We start from the raw sequence: 18427 nt of genomic DNA on the forward strand, positions 1-18427 counted from the left end.
GAAAAAAAACCTTCTCAAAGAAGAAGGTTTTTTCTCGAAACATTCTCCTCATCTATCAAGCTCTGCTTGCTGGATTTAGCACCTTTGCCTAGGCTGGTTGCTGAGGTTTCATCGGGCCAGTCCCTTCACCTCTCTCGATAAGATTTATTAAATTAAATTTTCTAAAGATTTAAAAATTTATTTATATTTAACTTACATGAATCATCCGTCATTTTCAATAGTATATTTGTCATTTCTTCATTATATTCGGATTATTTAAAATTGAATCCTATTCAAAAGCAAAGATTTCCATTCGTCTGCCAAAGAGTGTATCGAGAGTAGATTATTTACCCCATCCTGCCCATCACGATGATGGAGAATTACATCCGTTGCATAGAGGACCGTAACTTGATCCTGAAGCCGTTCTAATAATACGATATCGTCTTGTTTTCTTATCATTCCTTCTTGTATCACCTTAGCAAAATACCCAGTAAGATTAGTTTCCTTCACTAGTTTCAAAAAATCTGGTTCATGGTTAAAATGGGAAATCGTTGAGCAAGGAATACGTCCCTGTGTAATCTGTACGACAGTTTCACCTATGCGATACACATCGCCAATATACGTTTGATTTTCAGTCATTCCAGCAGTCGTCAAATTCTCGCCAAATGCAGGAATGGAAAGCTGTTTAAAGAATTTCTGATTCCAAAGATGATAATGCTCAAAAGGATAAAAACATAATGCACGGTCAGGTCCCCCATGAAATTTCCTATTACCTACACCATCCCCTTCGATACCTAATTTTGTAACAGTTACAGATTCAATTGACCTCTTTTTCATAGCCGTTTTCATTTTAACGCTTGAAAATTCCTCTTGTTTGGGCATTCCGATGTTAAGAGAAATAATTTTGCCATATTCCATTAGACATCTTCCATTTCATTATTTAATTAATAGATTGCATGAAGGTATATTCTGCTTTTAATTTTCAATATATTCAATTAATTATACCAAAAAAAAATAAAAAACACTTCTCTAGGAAAAAAATCCTTACAAAAAAGGCATTACCCTATAAAATAATGCCTTAGTTTTAGTAATTTAGTTGCTATTCTAGAATTAATTATGATAGAATATGAACACAATATATAGTCGAAAAATACATTCCGTCGCCTATATGTTGATTTCACGATTAATTTCCTCATTGTCGCTCTTTAGGGGGCGAATTTTTTTGTCTACTTTTAGTAAATGATTTCTCTCTCGGTGGACCATCCTTATCTTCTAAGCTTTTTTGGCACCTTATATTCGAGATAGCGTAACATCCATGCTGATATGGTAAGCCAGGCAGCACCCGCAACAAAACCTGCCACGACGTCACTCGGATAATGGACACCTAAATAAATACGACTCCATCCGATGATCAATGAGGCAAAAAGAGCTAGGATCCATAGAAGGCCTTTAATAAAATTTTTTTTGATCAATCGTATACATACAACTGCAATACTGCCATAAAGGATGACCGATGCCATGGAATGTCCGCTTGGAAAACTATACCCTGAAACTGATAATAACGGAGCGATATCCGGTCGTTCCCGTTGAAAAATATATTTTAACCCCCAATTAAATCCACCTCCTAATGCAGAAGTTAAAATTATGTAAATTGCGTAGTGTTTTTTACTAAATAAGAACAGAAATAGCGAGAAGACTGAAATCAGGGCAATTATCCATGTCAGAGAACCGAAAAAAGTCAGTTTGGTCACGAAATTGGTAAATTCTTCGCTAAAGGGGCCTTGTATAGATTCAATAACGGCCTTATCAAATTCGATTAACTCCCCTTCCTTCAATTCATCAACAATTTCATTGAAGATTAAAAAATAGATTACGATTAATCCAGCCATCATCGTCATATAAAGATATTTTTTTCTAACATGTACACTAAGAAAGTCCAATCTCCATCACCTCCTTTTAGCTCATTTACCTCAATACCACTAGGATAAAACAAAAAAGACTGAGCGATATGGGTTTCGCTCAGCTTTTTTTACGCTTGTTTCTTTCTAGGCTCCGCTTTTTTGCGCGTTGTCTTTTTCTTCACTGCTAATTTCTCTGGCTTCGTGCGATCAATGGATGCTTGTAAAGCTGCCATTAAATCCGTCACATTATTCGCCACTGGTTCTTTTGATTTTGCAGTAATGGTTTTCTGTCCCGTTTTCTTCGACTCAATCAACTCTAGTAAGGCTGTTCGATAGTCATCATTATATTTTGTTGGGTCGAACGTAGACGTCAGTTGGTCGATTAATAAAATGGCCGTGTCGATTTCTTTTTTAGCAATGGAATCATTCACAGGCACATTAGGAACATCGGCTGCAGAACGGACTTCATCAGGATAATGAATGGTCTCCATCAACAGGGTGTTATCCACGACCCGCAGGATGGCCATTTGTTCCTTTGAACGGATGATGATTTTTGCCAGACCGACCTTTCCAGATTCCAAGAGTGCTTGTCTAAGAAGGGAATAGGCTTTTGTCCCACCATCGTTTGGAGACATGTAATAACTACGGTTGAAATAGATCGGATCGATTTCTTCTATTTTAACAAAATCAATGATTTCCACTGCTTTATCTTCATTTTGTTTTTTTAGCTGCTCGAGCTCACTATCCTCAAGAACGACAAACTTTCCTTTTGTATATTCAAAAGCACGGACGATATCATCCTTGGCTACTTCCTTCTGGCAGACCGGACAAACCTTTTCATATTTTATCGGCGAATTACACTCTTTATGCAGTGTCCGCAATGATATATCCTTATCCTCCGTTGCTGCATGAAGTTTAATCGGGATATTCACCAAACCGAAAGAAATGCTTCCTTTCCATATTGTATGCAATTTCCTCACCTCATCGTTAGATAATTGAATAACAGTCTTATCATCCCCCTTTCCTCTAAAAAAATAATGTATTTCCATTTAAAAATTGCTTTTATGGGAAAAATACTAACAAACATACTAGTACGGAGGGACAGATGTGATTAAACCAATGTTGCCCACCTATCTTCCAGAAGCCCCCAGCTCTAAAGATTGGAAATATGAAGTCAAATATGATGGCTTCCGGGCCCTATTAACGATTACCGATAATACCATGGTGAAGTTGACAAGCCGGAACGGAAAAGAATTGTTGCCCATTTTTCCAGAAATCAGTGAATGTATAGAAACCTTGAATTTGAAAGGCTTCTTGCCTCTCCAACTTGATGGGGAATTAGTCTGGCTGACAAATGAATCCAAGGCTGACTTTTCCATGGTCCAGTGGCGTGGACGCTTGAGAAACAAAACATTGATTTCTGAATCCGCCGTACTCTCTCCATGCCGTTTTATTGTGTTTGACCTAATTACTTTAAAGGGAAAAGACATTTCAAAGAAAACATTATCCGAACGGAAAAAAATGTTGAAAAGCCTAGCCCAGAACGTTAAATTACCTCTTGTTCCCAGCCCACATGAAAAAAGCCTGATTCAAGTGATTAGAAGCTATGACACTGTAAAGGAAGCTATGGACAAAGTCATTCTTATGGATGGAGAAGGAATTGTAGCCAAGAAAGTCAATAGTACGTGGGAGGAAAAACGCTCAACATCCTGGATTAAAGTGAAAAATTGGAGAGTTGTTCCGTGCTTTATCACCGCCCTTCATAAAGAAAACGGGTATGTTTCAATCGCCGTATACAAAGAAAACGTAATCACCCCTATTGGAAATGTCAAAAATGGCATGAGTCCCAATGATAAAAACATATTACATGACATGATAAAAAAAAATGCCGCAGATGAAGATACACAGTTCTTTTACATTCATCCTTCCATTTGTATTGAAGTACTATTTCTGCATATGTATGAAGAAAATGAATTACGGGAGCCACAATTTTCTCAGTGGCTTTTGCAAACGGCGCCCACCGAATGCACATGGGAAAGATTCCTTATTAGCCAATTTACCTTTCCGGAGTCGGTACATATATCCTCACCAGACAAACCGATTTGGTCGTTAGATAAGGGGCATCTGATTAAAGTTCAATACCTTCAATATTTACGGGAGGTTTCTGGAGTGTTTTTACCTTTTCTGACTGATAAACTTCTGACGACAATTCGTTACCCTCATGGAACTATGAGCGATGAACGTTTTTTTCAAAAAAACAAGCCAGAATATGCTCCGACCTGGATTCCCACGATTGTAGATGAAAACATCGAATATATGCTATGTAATGACCTTGAAACCTTGCTTTGGTTCGGAAACCAACTTGCGCTCGAATTTCATGCTCCATTTCAGAAAGCTGGAATGACTATGCCCGATGAAATCGTGTTGGACCTTGATCCGCCTTCAATTGAGTATTTTTCCTTGGCGATTAAAGCTGCACTTGAGATTAAGAAAGTGATGGTTCCTCTAGATATAGAAGCATTTATAAAAACTTCAGGCAATAAGGGACTGCAGATTCATATTCCACTTCCGGAAGAAACCTTCTCCTATGAAGAAACACACATCTTCACAGATTTTCTTGGTCAGTATTTAATAAGCTCTTTTCCAGATGACTTTACAATCGAGCGGATGAAAAAACATCGTCATAACCGTCTTTATCTCGATTTTGTCCAACATGGTGAAGGAAAAACCATTATCGCCCCGTATTCTCCACGCGGCAATCATTTTGCCGGGGTTGCCACACCTTTATCGTGGGATGAAGTGGATGATGGTCTCAGACTGGAAGATTACACAGTAGAAACAGTACCCAACCGAATAAAAAAACTAGGCTGTCCTTTTAATAAATACAGACAAACCGATAATGGCCCAGCATTTCAAAAGGTATTGTCCTTCCTTAAACAAAAAAAGACCAACGCCTAGTTGGTCTACCTTGTTTACACTCTCGTTTTTAAAAAGCTTTGAACTTCAGTCTGCATCTTGGCATATAATTTTGTTTCATTTTCATATTCAAGTTTTTCAAGCACTTGGAATGTTTCTGGATGAACTTGATCTATATCCATCAATACTTTAAACTCATAAGTTGCATTTCCGATCAAATCAATGGAATATGTATCGCTTTCTATATCATGATGGACAATACATTTTACTTTACCTCCATTATTATAAACGGAAATCTCCTGTCCAAATGAGTTAAGACCAATCGAGCAAGTAACTAGACTTGAAGCCGACATAGCGGTTCCACAAGCATTCGTAAAGCCCACACCGCGTTCGAATGTACGGACATAAATGCTGCCTGGTTCCAATCCTTTTACAAAACTGACATTGACACCATCTGGAAATAGTTCATTCGGTCGGTTCACTTTCGTCGCAAGCTCTTCCTGTAAATCACTTTGTAACACACTGCTATCTACTAATGTGATCAAGTGTGGATTCGGAACAGCCAGTGCCGAAAATTGTAGGGATTCATGCAATTCCGGAAGTAATTCATTTAGCAATTGTTCCCTGTCAATTACAAGTGGAAGATCCTTCACCTGAAAGCTTACCGGAGATATTTCCACTTTGTAGGTTGGGATTCCCGTGTAAATGTCATCCGTTTTTTCAACGAGTAAATTGACCTTCATCGTCTCAACGGTCATTTTATCAAGTCCTAAAACATCGTTGGCATAACGTGCCACACAACGAAGTCCATTGCCGCACATGGAAGCTTCTGATCCATCTGCATTAAAAACGCGCATCCTTGCATCAGCGTGCGCACTCTTCATGACGAATAAAATGCCGTCCGCTCCAAGCTTTTCCCTATCACAAAGGACCTTCGCCAAGTTTTCACGTTCTTCCTCTGTAAATGTCAGATTCGTTGTTAATTCATCAATAATTAAAAAATCATTACCAGATCCATGGATTTTAAAACCCTCAACTAACATTCCGTCACATCCTCAATGCTGTTTCGTTTATCATTATATACATTATCATAGCATTATAAGTTCAGATGTGTCATTCGGAAAAATTCAATTAAATGAATATTCCACCAAGATGGATTCCACAAATGGACTCCTTAGACACTCACTTACCCTATACAATAAAAAGCCTATGGAGAAAGAATGCTTACTCCATAGGCTTTTCGTTTTCGAAAAAGGCTCACCCTATTATAAAATAGATAATAAACAGGACCGCACTTACATACATTGGACCTGAAACTTCTTTTGCTTTACCCGTCACCAATTTCAAGAATGGGTACAAAATGAACCCAAAAGCCATACCATCCGCTATGCTATATGAGAAAGGGATAATGGTAATGATTGAAAGGGCGGGAATACTCTCGGTAAAATCATTAAAATTTAGCTTCTTAATATTTTCAAGCATCAGCATGCCAATAATTATTAAGATTGGGGCAATCGCACTGTCAGGTATCACTTTGATCACTGGAATAAATAAAAGGGATAGAAGAAAAAGAAAACCAGTGACAATGGTCGTTAGGCCTGTCCTTCCACCTGAGGCAATGCCTGCTGCTGTCTCTACAGTGGCAACCGTCGGACTGGAGCCAATTGGACCAGAGAGAAGAACGGATACACTTGTAGCCTGCAGAGATCTTTTATATGCCTCCGGACGGTTAATGCTTTTCACATGTCCGTGTACAAGTCCGATATTCTCAAATATAAGAACCATCGTCATAGCAAACACACTTATCCAGAATTCAATTCGATTAACCTCTACAAATGACAAAGAAAAAAAGAGTTCACTATAAGAGGCCGTATCTAAACCAGTGAATTGAATTTGTGAAATGTCAACCGTACCGAAAATGAAGGCTATACAGCTTCCCAGTATGATCGTAATCATAAAGTTCCCTGGAATGCCCTTAATAAATAAAGCGATAGCCAGTAAAAAGGTCAGTACAGTCGCTAAGACTGCAGGATCGCTCAAATCACCAAGCTTAACAAGGGACGTTGAGCCACCTGTAATGATTCCACCCTTTTCCAAACCGATTAAAAGCAAAAATAAACCTAGACCGACAGAAATGGCATCTTTTATGGAGGTTGGAATTGAATCGCTAATCATTTTCGAGAATTTTGTAAAAGCAACAATTACAAAAATAATGCCCGATATAAAAACAGCTCCAAGTGCCGATTGATAGGATAAACCCATCCCTTGAACCATCGTGTACGCAAAGAGGGCATTGACTCCCATGCCCGGTACGACAAGGATTGGTACATTGGCCCACAGCCCGATCAAGATGCAACTTATGGCAGAGAGTATAATCGTGGCAATTACAGCACCATCAATCGGTATACCTGCTTCAAATAAAATCAGGGAATTCACGATGAGGATATAGACAATTGTAAAAAAACCAACCACTCCGGCAAGAACTTCACGTTTTCCATTCGTTTCGTATTGAGAAAAATGAAAAAACGCATCTAAATTTGTTTTTTTCATATGGTATCCTTATTAAGTTATCCCTCACCCACCCGCTTGTATAAGTGACAAACTGCACTTTGCGATTTTAACAAAGTTCCGAATAAAAATAAATAGAATAGCCCAAAAATGAAAAAAGCTGATGGAGGAATTCCATCAGCTCAGACTGTTGACAATAGGGAATGAAATTTCATTTTCCTATCCCTTTTGAAATTCACTTTAGATTTTCAATCAAACTTAAGATCTTGGAGTTCTATCTATGTAAGTCATTTGCCAACGCATTTCATGCTTTTCATTTGGATTTGCGTATGCGTGTTTAATCGTTTATCTACGTTTCCCATAAATAGGTTTTCTGTAATCTCTTTGATTTCTTCTTATCAATTTTATCTGGTGGAAAAATTTTATTTTATTCCAGCTTTTAATAACATTGATTCATTTCTTTATTGCTTCTTAATGTTTCTTGATAGGTAATTGTTTCATTGCGAACAATTCTTTATTCTTATCAAACACTTCCGTTATAGGTCTAGCACAGGGACATATTACCAAATATTTTATTTGAATATTACGAAAATATAAATTGCAGATTTAATCTATTTATAAAAGACTTTATATAAATATATCAAATATTAAAACCAGACCAAAAGCCACAAATGAAAGTATTGTTTCCATAACTGTCCATGTTTTGAATGTTTCTTTAACGGTTAATCCAAGATATTCTTTCACCAGCCAGAAACCTGCGTCATTAACATGGGAAAACATAAGTGAACCAGCTCCTGTTGCGATAACTAGCAATTCTAAGTTAACATCCGACATGTGTGCAACGACTGGAGATACAATACCGGCTGCTGTAGTCAAGGCCACTGTTGCAGAACCTGTAGCAACTCGGATTAATCCCGCCACCAGGAATGCAAGAACAATTGGTGATAATGATATTTGATCAGACATTGAAGCAATTGCAGTGCCTACACCACTATCAATTAAAATTTGTTTGAACCCACCACCTGCACCAATAATAAGAATAATGGAGGCTAATGGTAATAAGCATTCCTCTGTAATTTTTTTAATTGATGCTCTGTCCATACCTTGACGATATCCCAAGAAATAGTAGGCTGCAAAACAAGAGATTAGTAAGGCAATAACAGGGCTGCCAATAAACAATAACAATTTTTCCATGATGCCCGGTAGTGATAGATAAGGGCCAAAAAGGGTGAAAATCATTAATAAAACAGGTAGAAGAATGATAAAGAATGAAACTCCAGTTCCTGGTGATCCACTCGACTTGAATTCCACTCGAATTAATTCAGGTTCTCCAACAGGAATAACGCGTTTATTGATCCATTTTGCAAATATAGGGCCAGCAATTATAGCAGTTGGAAATGCAATGATTAATGAGTAAAGAAGGACTTGACCCATGTTGGCATTATAAATTCCAATAGCTGTCATGGCTCCAGGATGCGGGGGTACTAAACCATGTACAATCGATAACCCAGCTAATACTGGAATACCTATTAAAAAGATGTTCATTTTCGTTGATTTACGAATAGAGATGACAAGAGGTAGCAAGATTACTAGACCGACTTCAAAAAATACAGGAATCCCGATAATGAGTCCCGATAGGAGCATGGCCCATGGAAGTTTCTTCACACCGAATTTATTGATGAAAAAGTCAGCAACTTGCATGCCTGCTCCTGAGTCGGACATCATCTTTCCTAAGATAGTTCCTAAAGCCAATATACCAATAAGATGACCGAGAACAGCGCCGACACCCGTTTCATATGCAGTTACAATTTTGTCCATAGGAAGTCCAGAAAAAACTGCTAAGAATATGCTAGCTACAGTTAAGCTTATGAATGCATGCCATTTCCACCATGAAACTCCCAAAATAACTATTACGATAGCAATCAGCGTAATTCCCAATAAATATAGATCCATATTTTATCCCCATCCCTTAGAAATCACTACAATTAAACAAATACGATAAAATGAATTATTGTTACGGCTCGTTATAAGTCACAATATAGTTCTGTTTAGCTGTGTTGTAATACCCTTCACTATATTCCATTACATTACCGTCTCCATCACTAGATATCCGTATTCTTTTTAAAACTGCACTGTTTTTCTTCATTTTCAGTATTTCGCATACGTGATGAGGTGGAATAGCCACGTCAAACTCATCTCTAAAGGTTTCTAGTTTAATATTTTGATCTTCCAAAAAACGGTACAATGAATTAATCTGCATTTCGTTTAATTCTTCTGCGCTAATTTCCAGTAATATATAATGTGTGAAGTAAATATAAGCTTCATTATCCAATAAGTATACTCGATCAATTTGAATGCAATTTTCCCCAAATACAGAATAGAGTTGTGAGTCTGAAGAAAGTTCAGCCCGTTTTATGTTTATCACTTTTTTAATGATGGAATGGCCTTCCTCTACTAGTAACTCAGTGAAACGTTTCCCTTTAGAAAGTTTCACAATTGAACCATTGGCTATTACTTTTGTCCCTTTCCCGCTCTTCTTTTCAACATAACCTTCTTGTTCAAGTTCTTTAATAGCATTTCGTATAGTAACTTTACTCACATTAAATTCTTGTTCTAACTGAGGCTCAGAGGGAATGTTTGTATTGATGGTATAAATACCATGTAAAATACGATCCTTCAATATTTCTTTTATTTGTAAATACAAAGGTCCTTTTTTTCTGTTCACAATCATTCCTTATCTCCTGCCTTTATCTCTTTATATCTTCTAATTTCCCTGTCATGGCTAAAAGAATTTCTAGTTCCGTTGACATAGGGGTGTCCCCGACAATCGTAGATGCCAACATTCCCGCTGCAGCTGCAAATCGGACTGTTTTCTCGGGTGAGAATCCTTCCATTTCTCCATGTAAGATTCCACTAGTATAAGCATCGCCTGCTCCAATTCTATCATACACAGAGAATGATAAATTTTCAGAAAAGCTAAATTCTTCATTTTTATACATATACCCCTTTAAAGAATGGGTATTATCACTATTAATCGATCGATGCGTGCCTGCTATCAATTGAATATTGTAAGTTTTAGCAACTCTAGGAATTAGCTCTCTAAGCTGATCTTCCCTATTTGTACTCTTTGCTTCCATCCCTAATATATGTATGGCATCTTTTTCGTTCATCATGACAATATCAGACAAGGCAAGCATTTCTTCATAATAAGGTTTTGCTTTAGAGTAACCACCCTCCCATAAAGAAGGACGGTAATTACAATCAAAGCAAACTATTCCGCCTTTTTCTTTTACTTTTTCAGCAAGGAATTTTATACTCTCCCGCACATTATCTACCATTGCAAGCGTAATTCCACAAAAGTGAATGATATCCGCACTTTCTGCAATTTCCTCCATGTCATAATCAAACAATGAAGAGGTATTAAAGCTACTTTCCAAACGATTGGTATATGTCACCCGGCTTGATCGTTGTCCAAAACCATTTTCCAAAAAGTACATCCCTAGGTATTTTCCGCCTCTCGTGATGAAATTCCGACCAACTCCTAATCGCTGCAAGAATGAAATCGCTGCCTCTCCTATAGGGTTATCAGGTAATTTCGTGACAATATGCCCATCATGCCCAAGCTTTGTCATGGCAGAAGCAACATTAACTCCTGTGCCTGAAAAAGAGTATTGTAAGGTGTTAGCTTGAGTCAATAATTCATACCCTGGAGCCTGTAAACGCATCATTACTTCTCCAAACGCTAGAATTTGTTTATTCATGTCTTTCAACCAATTTTTTTGTTATGGTTAACAACTTTCGGACATCTGCTTCATTTGTTTTTCCAGTCTCTTTATTAATAATAGAAGAGTAAATATGTGGAATAACTTTAGGGACTTTTGCTTCTAATGCAATTTCTACGATCGTTTCAAAATTATTTAAATCAATACCACCAGTTGGCTCTAAAGCAAATCCTTCTTCACCACAAGCTGTTGCTACTGCACGATACTCCTCCACATGCTTTAATCCTTTCATAGGGAAGAACTTCAATGCATTTCCACCCATATCTCTGACTAATGCAATTGCTGCTTTGATCGGTACAAATGCATGTTCACTAGCTTCCGCACTAAAAGGTCCAGTAGATATATTAACATATCCGACTTTGCCTGTTGGTGAAACAAGGGAATTTATCCAGCTATCCACCTCTCCTAAATTTGCTCTTGTAGCAGCCACGGCAGGAAATACTTGATTAATGTGACTACCAGAGTAATATTTAGCAATTTCTGCAACTACTGCAGCCTGTCTATTGTCTCCTGCACCTAATCCAATTGAAACAGCTTGATCAATAGCATCCCCATATTTCTTCATTGATGAAACACTAGCCTCCACAGTTGGAAAATCTTTTGAAAGTACACCCACCAATACATGACCTTCTGCAGCCTCGAAAACCTCTATAGCATTTTCTACACTATTCGCAAGGACATTCAATGCTACTCGATTATTCAGAAAACGTTTGTTTATGTTAGTCATCCTAAATCCCCCCTAATATGCCCCTTAATTGGGCTTCAATTATGCTTATATCATCATCTTTCAATGGACGTGGGTCTATATCGAAAAAGCCTTGACGTATTCCGTAATCACGTGTATAAATTGCGATATCTCCATTTTGCAATTGCTCATTAACCACTTTTGCTGTCATACCCGTAACCAAGGAATCAATATGAATTCGTGCCCTAAAAATAGCCCGACCAGCTTCATCCTGCACAATTGATACTTTTACCCCGTCAATTGAGTTCAATGATGTGAGAGATTGTAAACTAGCTTTTTCTCTTTCGCTTGTATCTGTTCTGACAAAATACTCATCCAATGCCTGTAACAATCCAAATGTTGTTTCTTTGCCTACCTTCATACTCCTACCGATATAATGCATTTGAACCTTTAACCATTCGATATATTTTTGTTTGCCTGCAACTATTCCTGATGTGGGTCCTTCAATAGCTTTCGACCCGCTATAAATGACTAAATCCGAAACTTGTACATATTTTTTCAAATCTTCTTCAGCCGCAGCATCAATGATTAATGGAACGTTATTCGTTTTGGCAATTTCCCATGCCTCCTCGACAGAGATCATGTTTTTTTGAACAGAATGATGTGATTTAATAAATAAAATACCCGCTGTATTTTCATTAATGGCATCAACAATATGCTCTGCCTTACCTTCGTTGGCATACCCTGCTTCAATCAATTTCCCACCACCTAGATAAATCATCGTCTCAACTGGCGCTCCATACTGAACGTTATGACCTTTCAGCATTATGATTTCATTCTTATAAATAGGTTCTTGATGAAGTCTTTCGCTTATCCTTCTATTTCCTCCTGTTACAATGGCTGCAATTGAAAGGACAATGCCGCTTGAAGCAGAATTTACAATAACAGCTGCATCAGATTGCAGCAAACTCGCTACATGCCGGCCTGACTTATCTACTAAATCTGATATTTCAACGTAGTTTTGTCCCCCTTTTTTCATGGCATCCATCACGGTATCTGTTGGGGCAGAAACACCTAATATACTCATTCTTCCACTTGCATTAATGACTCTTTTCAATCCGTATTTAACATTCAACGAATTCTCCATTTATAACCACTCCTTTTACCTCAACTCTTTGTGCAACCATTCTGTTTTCACCTTCAGAATCCACTAAAAGGACCGATTCATTCTCAACCGAGAATAATGTGAGGTTTGCAATATCCCCCGCTTGAATCCTACCTAGCTCCGGTTTCTTTAACCACTCTGCCGCATTAACAGTAACTGCATCAATCACCTCTTTTAATGAATATCCTAAACTTAAAAATTTAGATAGAACATTAGCCATGCTAAAAACTGGACCATTCAACCGATTTCTCCGGTATATATCCGTACTAATTGTATTGAAGCGGATACCACTCCTTTTAGCAGCTTCTGCTGTTTGGAAAGAAAAACTTGCTGATCCATGACCGACATCCAAATGAACTCCCCGGTCAATAGCTCGCTTGAACTCAAGGAGAGGATTTCCTTTTTCATCAAATAAATTATTGGCTTTTCCATTTAAATAATGTGTAATAATATCATTTTCCTCAAGTAAATTAAGAACTTCCTTTATATCAGGTGGTCCTGAACCGATATGGACCATAAGTGGTAAACCAGTTTCACTCGAAAACCCCCTAGCAATTTTCAATGGTTCCACTCCATTTGTACCCACCACACTTTTACTAATCCTTGCTTTTAGACCTATAATAAAATCACTATTTTCTGCAATTTTTTCTCTTAACTCTTTTTCGTCTAGCCAAGAAATATCTGATAACTCATCGATTCGCTTTAAACCAATTCTTGAAACGTTCAAGAAGGCAAAAACATTTGTTTTTGAATTTTTACAGCTGCTAATTAAATCTGATATACGGTCTGCCCCTGTACTTCCAGCATCAATTATCGTTGTTACGCCCGTTTTATATCCAATATCATCCACAACATCCCCATACGGTTCAAATTCAGGAAAGGCGTGTACATGCATATCAATCCAACCACTTGAAACCATTACTTTTTGATTAAAATCCACTACCTTATCACCAATTCCAGTTCCGGGAAGTGCAATTTCAACAATTTTGCTATTTTCCAATACAATATCTGCCGAATATCCTTCTACCATCCTTACATTTTTCAGTACTTGCCTACCAATCATTACACTCATCATCCTTTTTGTATGCCTATCAATCAATTATGAAGATTCTTTAGGAGAAAAAATTGTTAGAATATTTAATTTCCTTTGTGGAAATAGATTATCATACTCTCTTAAACTAATCAATATAACGTTATAATGTTTTACTTTTCATTCATGTTTAATTTTTATTTTTTCATATAAATTGAATAATCCCTACTATATCCCTAGATAAATTGACTCTACCTCAAGTTTTATTTCTAAAATTAAATAAAAAAGACTGTAGGCACATTCAATTTCATTGAATGTGCCTACAGTCTTAGCTGATGTAATGGTCCATCAGCTTAAGGTATATTGTTTTTATTATTCTTTTATTCCGTCATACCCGTTGACCACCAATTCCAATTCACCTTTATCCGGGGAAATGATAAGACCATGGACCGGAACACTCTTTGGAATCAAAGGATGACTTTTAATAATCTCCACGCTATTTCTTAAACTTTCATATACGTCATCAAATCCGCGAAGCCAACTCTTTATATCGATTCCTGAAGCTCCGATTGTATCAATCGTTTCCTTTTGAATACCACGCTCTACCATCTTTTCTAACGTCACATCAGCATTGACCGAAGCCATGCCGCAATCATGATGAGGGATGACAAATACTTCATCAGCCTTCAGTTCATAAATAGCAATTAAGATACTACGCATGACGCTACCAAATGGATGAGAAACAATCGCTCCAGCCGTTTTTAATATTTTCACATCACCATTTCTTACATTCATTGATTTTGGTAACAGCTCAACAAGACGAGTGTCCATACAACTGATGATAACCATTTTCTTTTGAGGGAATTTGTCTGTTTTGTACTTAACATATTCCTCTTTTTCAACAAACTTTTCATTGTAGTCTAGAATTTCATTAAGTAAACTCATACCATCACCCTTTTTCTATGTATTTCATTATCATTATAACAAATATTTAAAAGTTTAGCTAAAGGTACGTTTTAACTAATTAGAGCGTTACTGTAAAACCGTTGCGCAGAGTCCTTTTAAGGCAACCTTATCCCTTCCATCAACCTGTGACCGAAAAGTAAGAATAGGTGTGTTAGTCTTGAATCTCTTTCCCCATTCCAAAGGCATCCAACCTTCTTGATATGTTGCTACATTCTCCCCGATACAAGTCTTGATTTCAAAAGAACGTAATCCGATTGATTTTTGGACACACATCCATTCTGTCCTATCGTCCTTATAAATCATTCCTTTGATTTTAACGAGGGAATTTTTTTCATTTTCTTGATAATATCCAATTTGATTCTCCAGATGGTCCATAATCAATACCCAATTGATTAGCACCCCTTTAACATTGAATAAGGCTAGTAATTGGCCATCATGGTCTACTAATTCATTCCGTTTGGGAAACAAAATGGATAGAGCATTCGGGACCATCCACATGAACCACTTCATATTTCGATCGCGAATCTCACCAACCATAGAGCTATTGGGTGCAAATAAGAGCAACCGTAATGTTGGAGCCGGCATGAAGGTAAGCAGGAGATTTTCGTTTTGTTAACATTCTATTCCCGATTCAACCGATATGTTAGGCAAATCTTTTATTCTATGCTCATATATTCGATAATTGGCATACTGAGCCAAACTAAGAACGATAAAGGGAGATGTTATCAGTAAAATATTATCTGAAATAAGGGTTAATGCATGACAAAGAAAAAAAACCATTGCCAAAACAAGAGAAATCCAAGAGGCATGAAAATTAGAAACGCTCGTTCTTTGATAATATTCGCGAATATTCATAGTCTGCTCTTTACTCCTTATCGAAAAAGAAGGGTATACCTTTTCTTTTTATAAAGTGTATGGAAGGAAATATCCACTTACCCTTATTCGCCTTTATCATTTGTTTTCCTTTTTTTACAAATAATAATTCAAGGATACCCTCCCACATTAAAAAGAGATCCTGCCAAAGCAGCATCTCTTGGATTATTCTATAAAATCCGAAATATAAACGGAATGCGGTAATCCACACCTTCATACGCCCTCACTGCAGCGATGATAGTAAATACAACCAGTGCTATCCCTATGACCGGCAATAAAACCGCTCCAACCAGTATGAATACAAGTAAACCTGCGACAATGGAATATACTGTGTAGGAAATAAAGAAGTTCATATATTCCCTTCCATGATAATCTACAAATTGAGACGAATCCTTCTTAATTAGCCATATGACTAGTGGACCGACAAAAGCGGTAAAGAAGCTGATGACATATATTAAAGCAGCAAACACTCTTTCATCTTTAGTAGGCATGCGTTTCGTTCCTCCTCTCTTATAATAAATATTACGTTCCAGAAAACGAATAGTTTCATTTCTTAGAGGACTTTTTCGAAAAAGTTAGTCCTTTTTACACCCATGATAAACGATACTGGTGATTATGTTAATAAAAAGTCGAATATGTTTCCCCTTCCCACGCATACAGATTAAATAATGGATTGTCCACGTATGAATGGAGGGAGTATATTTGTTAAATGAAATTCAGGCCTTCATCCTTGGAATCATTCAGGGCTTAACTGAATTTTTGCCGATTTCAAGTACAGGCCATTTATACCTAGGGAGACACATTTTCCATCTGGATGATGCAGGCATCTTTCTCGATACTATGCTACACATCGGGACCTTGCTTGCACTATTAGTCGTCTACAAAGAGGATATTTTATACCTATTGAAGAACCCGTTTTCAAGATTGACGTTGCTTCTTGTAATAGGTACGATCCCGGCTGTCATTGCTGGACTACTGCTTAGTGATTGGTTTGATGGTCTTTCCAAAACTGGGTCGACAATCGGCTGGGAGTTTCTTGTTACCGGAATGATTCTATGGTGGGCTGATGGAGTGGATAAAGGGAGTAAGAAGCTACATGATATTTCCTTGAAAGATTCGTTCATCATAGGTACATTCCAGGCAGCCGCAATCATGCCCGCCCTATCCCGATCCGGCTTGACCATCGCTGCCGGTCTTTTTTGCAGGCTTGACCGGGCAACCGCTGCCTATTTTTCTTTTTTACTTTCAATCCCCGCAATTACAGGAGGAATTGTCTTTCAGATGAAACCAATTTTTTCGGGTGAGGTGGAAAGGATTCCTTTCATCGCCCTATTTGTTGGAACCCTTTCTGCTGCAATCTTTGGCTATTTAGCCGTCGTCTGGATGATTGACTTCTTAAAGAAGCGATCTTTGAAAATATTTTCAGTTTATGTCTGGGCATTGGGGGCGATCATTTTATTCATGCAATTCACAGGTAAGTTTTAACGAAAGGAAAAGTCAACTTTTCCCGAATAATAGTAGGAAAAAAATTAATTTTTCGAATTAAAAAGAACCCTAAACCCTTCCATTTTCTACCTTCAAAAAAAAGTTGGAATTTGACGAAAAAAAAAGGCAAAAAACCTATTCCCAAACCAATTATTTTTTAGTATTATACCTTCGTAAGGTTCTTTAGATTTAAATACTTTCTGAAAATAAAAATAGGGAAGGCAAATGGTGCGCCACCGGTTTCCGGTTCTAGTGGGTTCGATTCCCACCCCGAAATTTTTTGATGAACGACTTAAAAAATTTCGAGGGTGGGCAGCGGCTACGCATAAGGACTGCCCTCAAACGGAGGGACGGAAATGTTAAAAAAGAGAGATTTTGCAGATTGTTTTTCTCTTTACGAACACATGACTCATCCAGATGTCTTCCCTTTCGTGCGCCATAAAGTAGATTCATATGAAGAATATGTATTCATTACTAAGCAAACGATTGAGGCTGAAGAAAAAGGTGAGCTCATTTCACGAACAATCTTAGATGAATGGGATAATCCCGTCGGTTGTATTTCTTTATACGATATTGAAAACGGAGCTGGTTTCCTTGGTACATGGCTTGGTAAACCTTTTCATGGTAAAGGGTATAATGTCATGGCAAAAGACGCCTTCTTCAAGGAATTATTTTTTGAGCTTGGCATGGATACGGTATTTATGAGAATACGTAAAGTGAATATCCGTTCCATAAAAGCCGCCGAAAAACTTCCCTATGCTGTCAATGCAAATGAAACAAGAAAAACTCTCTATGATCAAATAAATCAAGAAGAAGAAATTTATGACTTATTTGAAATCCCTAAAGATTTATACACGCTTCACATCCTTAGACAGGATAATGATGAAGAACAGCAATTGCTTGAAGCATAAAATGTTTATAGTTGCTTAATTTCTTAACAGCAGAGAATAAGGCATACAATTTCATATAAAAATGAAGCGTCCCAGCCCTTGGGACGCTCTTTTGTGTGTATTCATATCCTTTTATCCCATCAATTTACTAAACTCGAATCGGGATAGGCCCTATTAATTCACTAAAAAGTTTTCTATAATAAATATAATTGACCAATTGTTAAATCTATTCACATATTCATGGAAA

At 37.4% G+C, this 18427-nt stretch carries 17 protein-coding genes and 1 riboswitch; of the genes, 3 read left to right on the forward strand and 14 right to left on the reverse strand.

Annotated features, from left to right (window positions below; all coding sequences use genetic code 11):
- Positions 1-45 precede the first annotated feature (45 nt).
- Positions 46-144: riboswitch (SAM riboswitch) on the reverse strand.
- 111 nt (positions 145-255) lie between these two features.
- The 3 genes from ACQKL5_RS14660 to ACQKL5_RS14670 all read right to left on the reverse strand — a co-directional run bounded on the left by ACQKL5_RS14660 (position 256) and on the right by ACQKL5_RS14670 (position 2851).
- The gene (locus ACQKL5_RS14660; RefSeq protein WP_427609622.1) at positions 256-897 is read right to left on the reverse strand and encodes an MOSC domain-containing protein; all 642 of its coding nucleotides are present in this window, start codon (positions 895-897) and stop codon (positions 256-258) included.
- Between the two features lie 347 nt (positions 898-1244).
- The gene (locus tag ACQKL5_RS14665) at positions 1245-1919 is read right to left on the reverse strand and encodes a phosphatase PAP2 family protein (RefSeq protein ID WP_427609623.1); all 675 of its coding nucleotides are present in this window, start codon (positions 1917-1919) and stop codon (positions 1245-1247) included.
- An 89-nt stretch (positions 1920-2008) separates the two neighbouring features.
- The gene (locus ACQKL5_RS14670; RefSeq protein ID WP_427609624.1) at positions 2009-2851 is read right to left on the reverse strand and encodes a Ku protein; all 843 of its coding nucleotides are present in this window, start codon (positions 2849-2851) and stop codon (positions 2009-2011) included.
- A 136-nt stretch (positions 2852-2987) separates the two neighbouring features.
- Here ACQKL5_RS14670 and ligD point away from each other — a divergent pair, with 136 nt between their 5' ends.
- Complete coding sequence (gene ligD / locus ACQKL5_RS14675) at positions 2988-4838, forward strand: DNA ligase D (RefSeq protein WP_427609625.1); 1851 nt, start codon at positions 2988-2990, stop codon at positions 4836-4838.
- 14 nt (positions 4839-4852) lie between these two features.
- Here the strand turns inward: ligD and dapF are convergent, their stop codons facing one another.
- The 11 genes from dapF to ACQKL5_RS14730 all read right to left on the reverse strand — a co-directional run bounded on the left by dapF (position 4853) and on the right by ACQKL5_RS14730 (position 16296).
- The gene (gene dapF, locus ACQKL5_RS14680; protein ID WP_427609626.1) at positions 4853-5839 is read right to left on the reverse strand and encodes a diaminopimelate epimerase; all 987 of its coding nucleotides are present in this window, start codon (positions 5837-5839) and stop codon (positions 4853-4855) included.
- A 214-nt stretch (positions 5840-6053) separates the two neighbouring features.
- Positions 6054-7346, reverse strand: a complete 1293-nt coding sequence (locus tag ACQKL5_RS14685) for an NCS2 family permease (protein ID WP_427609627.1) — start codon at positions 7344-7346, stop codon at positions 6054-6056.
- Positions 7347-7931: 585 nt separating this feature from the next.
- Positions 7932-9257 carry a gluconate:H+ symporter gene (locus tag ACQKL5_RS14690; RefSeq protein ID WP_427609628.1) on the reverse strand — a complete coding sequence of 442 codons (1326 nt, stop codon included), beginning with the start codon at positions 9255-9257 and terminating at the stop codon, positions 7932-7934.
- Between the two features lie 61 nt (positions 9258-9318).
- Complete coding sequence (locus ACQKL5_RS14695) at positions 9319-10035, reverse strand: GntR family transcriptional regulator (protein WP_427609629.1); 717 nt, start codon at positions 10033-10035, stop codon at positions 9319-9321.
- Between the two features lie 16 nt (positions 10036-10051).
- Positions 10052-11065: a sugar kinase gene (locus tag ACQKL5_RS14700; protein WP_427609630.1), complete on the reverse strand. Its 1014-nt coding sequence runs from the start codon at positions 11063-11065 to the stop codon at positions 10052-10054.
- Positions 11058-11813 carry a 2-dehydro-3-deoxy-phosphogluconate aldolase gene (gene dagF, locus ACQKL5_RS14705; protein ID WP_427609631.1) on the reverse strand — a complete coding sequence of 252 codons (756 nt, stop codon included), beginning with the start codon at positions 11811-11813 and terminating at the stop codon, positions 11058-11060. The genes ACQKL5_RS14700 and dagF overlap by 8 nt, the downstream gene beginning before the upstream one ends.
- 1 nt (position 11814) lies before the next feature.
- On the reverse strand, positions 11815-12918 hold the full coding sequence (locus tag ACQKL5_RS14710) for a DgaE family pyridoxal phosphate-dependent ammonia lyase (RefSeq protein WP_427609632.1): 1104 nt from the start codon (positions 12916-12918) through the stop codon (positions 11815-11817).
- A complete protein-coding gene (locus ACQKL5_RS14715) occupies positions 12896-13999 on the reverse strand; it encodes an amidohydrolase/deacetylase family metallohydrolase (protein WP_427609633.1) in 1104 nt (367 codons plus the stop codon). The genes ACQKL5_RS14710 and ACQKL5_RS14715 overlap by 23 nt, the downstream gene beginning before the upstream one ends.
- Before the next feature lie 339 nt (positions 14000-14338).
- The gene (locus ACQKL5_RS14720) at positions 14339-14911 is read right to left on the reverse strand and encodes a beta-class carbonic anhydrase (RefSeq protein WP_427609634.1); all 573 of its coding nucleotides are present in this window, start codon (positions 14909-14911) and stop codon (positions 14339-14341) included.
- A gap of 87 nt (positions 14912-14998) precedes the next feature.
- Positions 14999-15517 carry a hypothetical protein gene (locus ACQKL5_RS14725; protein ID WP_427609635.1) on the reverse strand — a complete coding sequence of 173 codons (519 nt, stop codon included), beginning with the start codon at positions 15515-15517 and terminating at the stop codon, positions 14999-15001.
- 458 nt (positions 15518-15975) lie between these two features.
- The gene (locus ACQKL5_RS14730; protein ID WP_427609636.1) at positions 15976-16296 is read right to left on the reverse strand and encodes a DUF4870 domain-containing protein; all 321 of its coding nucleotides are present in this window, start codon (positions 16294-16296) and stop codon (positions 15976-15978) included.
- A 196-nt stretch (positions 16297-16492) separates the two neighbouring features.
- On the opposite strand from ACQKL5_RS14730, the gene ACQKL5_RS14735 reads away from it, so the two are divergent.
- Positions 16493-17290: an undecaprenyl-diphosphate phosphatase gene (locus ACQKL5_RS14735; RefSeq protein ID WP_427609637.1), complete on the forward strand. Its 798-nt coding sequence runs from the start codon at positions 16493-16495 to the stop codon at positions 17288-17290.
- A 356-nt stretch (positions 17291-17646) separates the two neighbouring features.
- On the forward strand, positions 17647-18201 hold the full coding sequence (locus tag ACQKL5_RS14740) for a GNAT family N-acetyltransferase (protein ID WP_427609638.1): 555 nt from the start codon (positions 17647-17649) through the stop codon (positions 18199-18201).
- Positions 18202-18427: the final 226 nt, after the last annotated feature.

The organism is Peribacillus sp. NPDC097675, from assembly GCF_050277655.1.
GTDB lineage: Bacteria > Bacillota > Bacilli > Bacillales > DSM-1321 > Peribacillus.

Coding starts and splice junctions, on each gene's coding strand:
- ACQKL5_RS14660 (WP_427609622.1), bottom strand. CDS start 897: ATGGAATATGGCAAAATTATTTCTCTTAACATCGGAATGCCCAAACAA.
- ACQKL5_RS14710 (WP_427609632.1), bottom strand. CDS start 12,918: ATGGAGAATTCGTTGAATGTTAAATACGGATTGAAAAGAGTCATTAAT.
- ACQKL5_RS14690 (WP_427609628.1), bottom strand. CDS start 9,257: ATGGATCTATATTTATTGGGAATTACGCTGATTGCTATCGTAATAGTT.
- ACQKL5_RS14735 (WP_427609637.1), top strand. CDS start 16,493: ATGGAGGGAGTATATTTGTTAAATGAAATTCAGGCCTTCATCCTTGGA.
- ACQKL5_RS14695 (WP_427609629.1), bottom strand. CDS start 10,035: ATGATTGTGAACAGAAAAAAAGGACCTTTGTATTTACAAATAAAAGAA.
- ACQKL5_RS14740 (WP_427609638.1), top strand. CDS start 17,647: ATGTTAAAAAAGAGAGATTTTGCAGATTGTTTTTCTCTTTACGAACAC.
- ACQKL5_RS14720 (WP_427609634.1), bottom strand. CDS start 14,911: ATGAGTTTACTTAATGAAATTCTAGACTACAATGAAAAGTTTGTTGAA.
- ACQKL5_RS14715 (WP_427609633.1), bottom strand. CDS start 13,999: ATGATTGGTAGGCAAGTACTGAAAAATGTAAGGATGGTAGAAGGATAT.
- ACQKL5_RS14700 (WP_427609630.1), bottom strand. CDS start 11,065: ATGAATAAACAAATTCTAGCGTTTGGAGAAGTAATGATGCGTTTACAG.
- dapF (WP_427609626.1), bottom strand. CDS start 5,839: ATGTTAGTTGAGGGTTTTAAAATCCATGGATCTGGTAATGATTTTTTA.
- ACQKL5_RS14725 (WP_427609635.1), bottom strand. CDS start 15,517: ATGCCGGCTCCAACATTACGGTTGCTCTTATTTGCACCCAATAGCTCT.
- ACQKL5_RS14685 (WP_427609627.1), bottom strand. CDS start 7,346: ATGAAAAAAACAAATTTAGATGCGTTTTTTCATTTTTCTCAATACGAA.
- ACQKL5_RS14730 (WP_427609636.1), bottom strand. CDS start 16,296: ATGCCTACTAAAGATGAAAGAGTGTTTGCTGCTTTAATATATGTCATC.
- dagF (WP_427609631.1), bottom strand. CDS start 11,813: ATGACTAACATAAACAAACGTTTTCTGAATAATCGAGTAGCATTGAAT.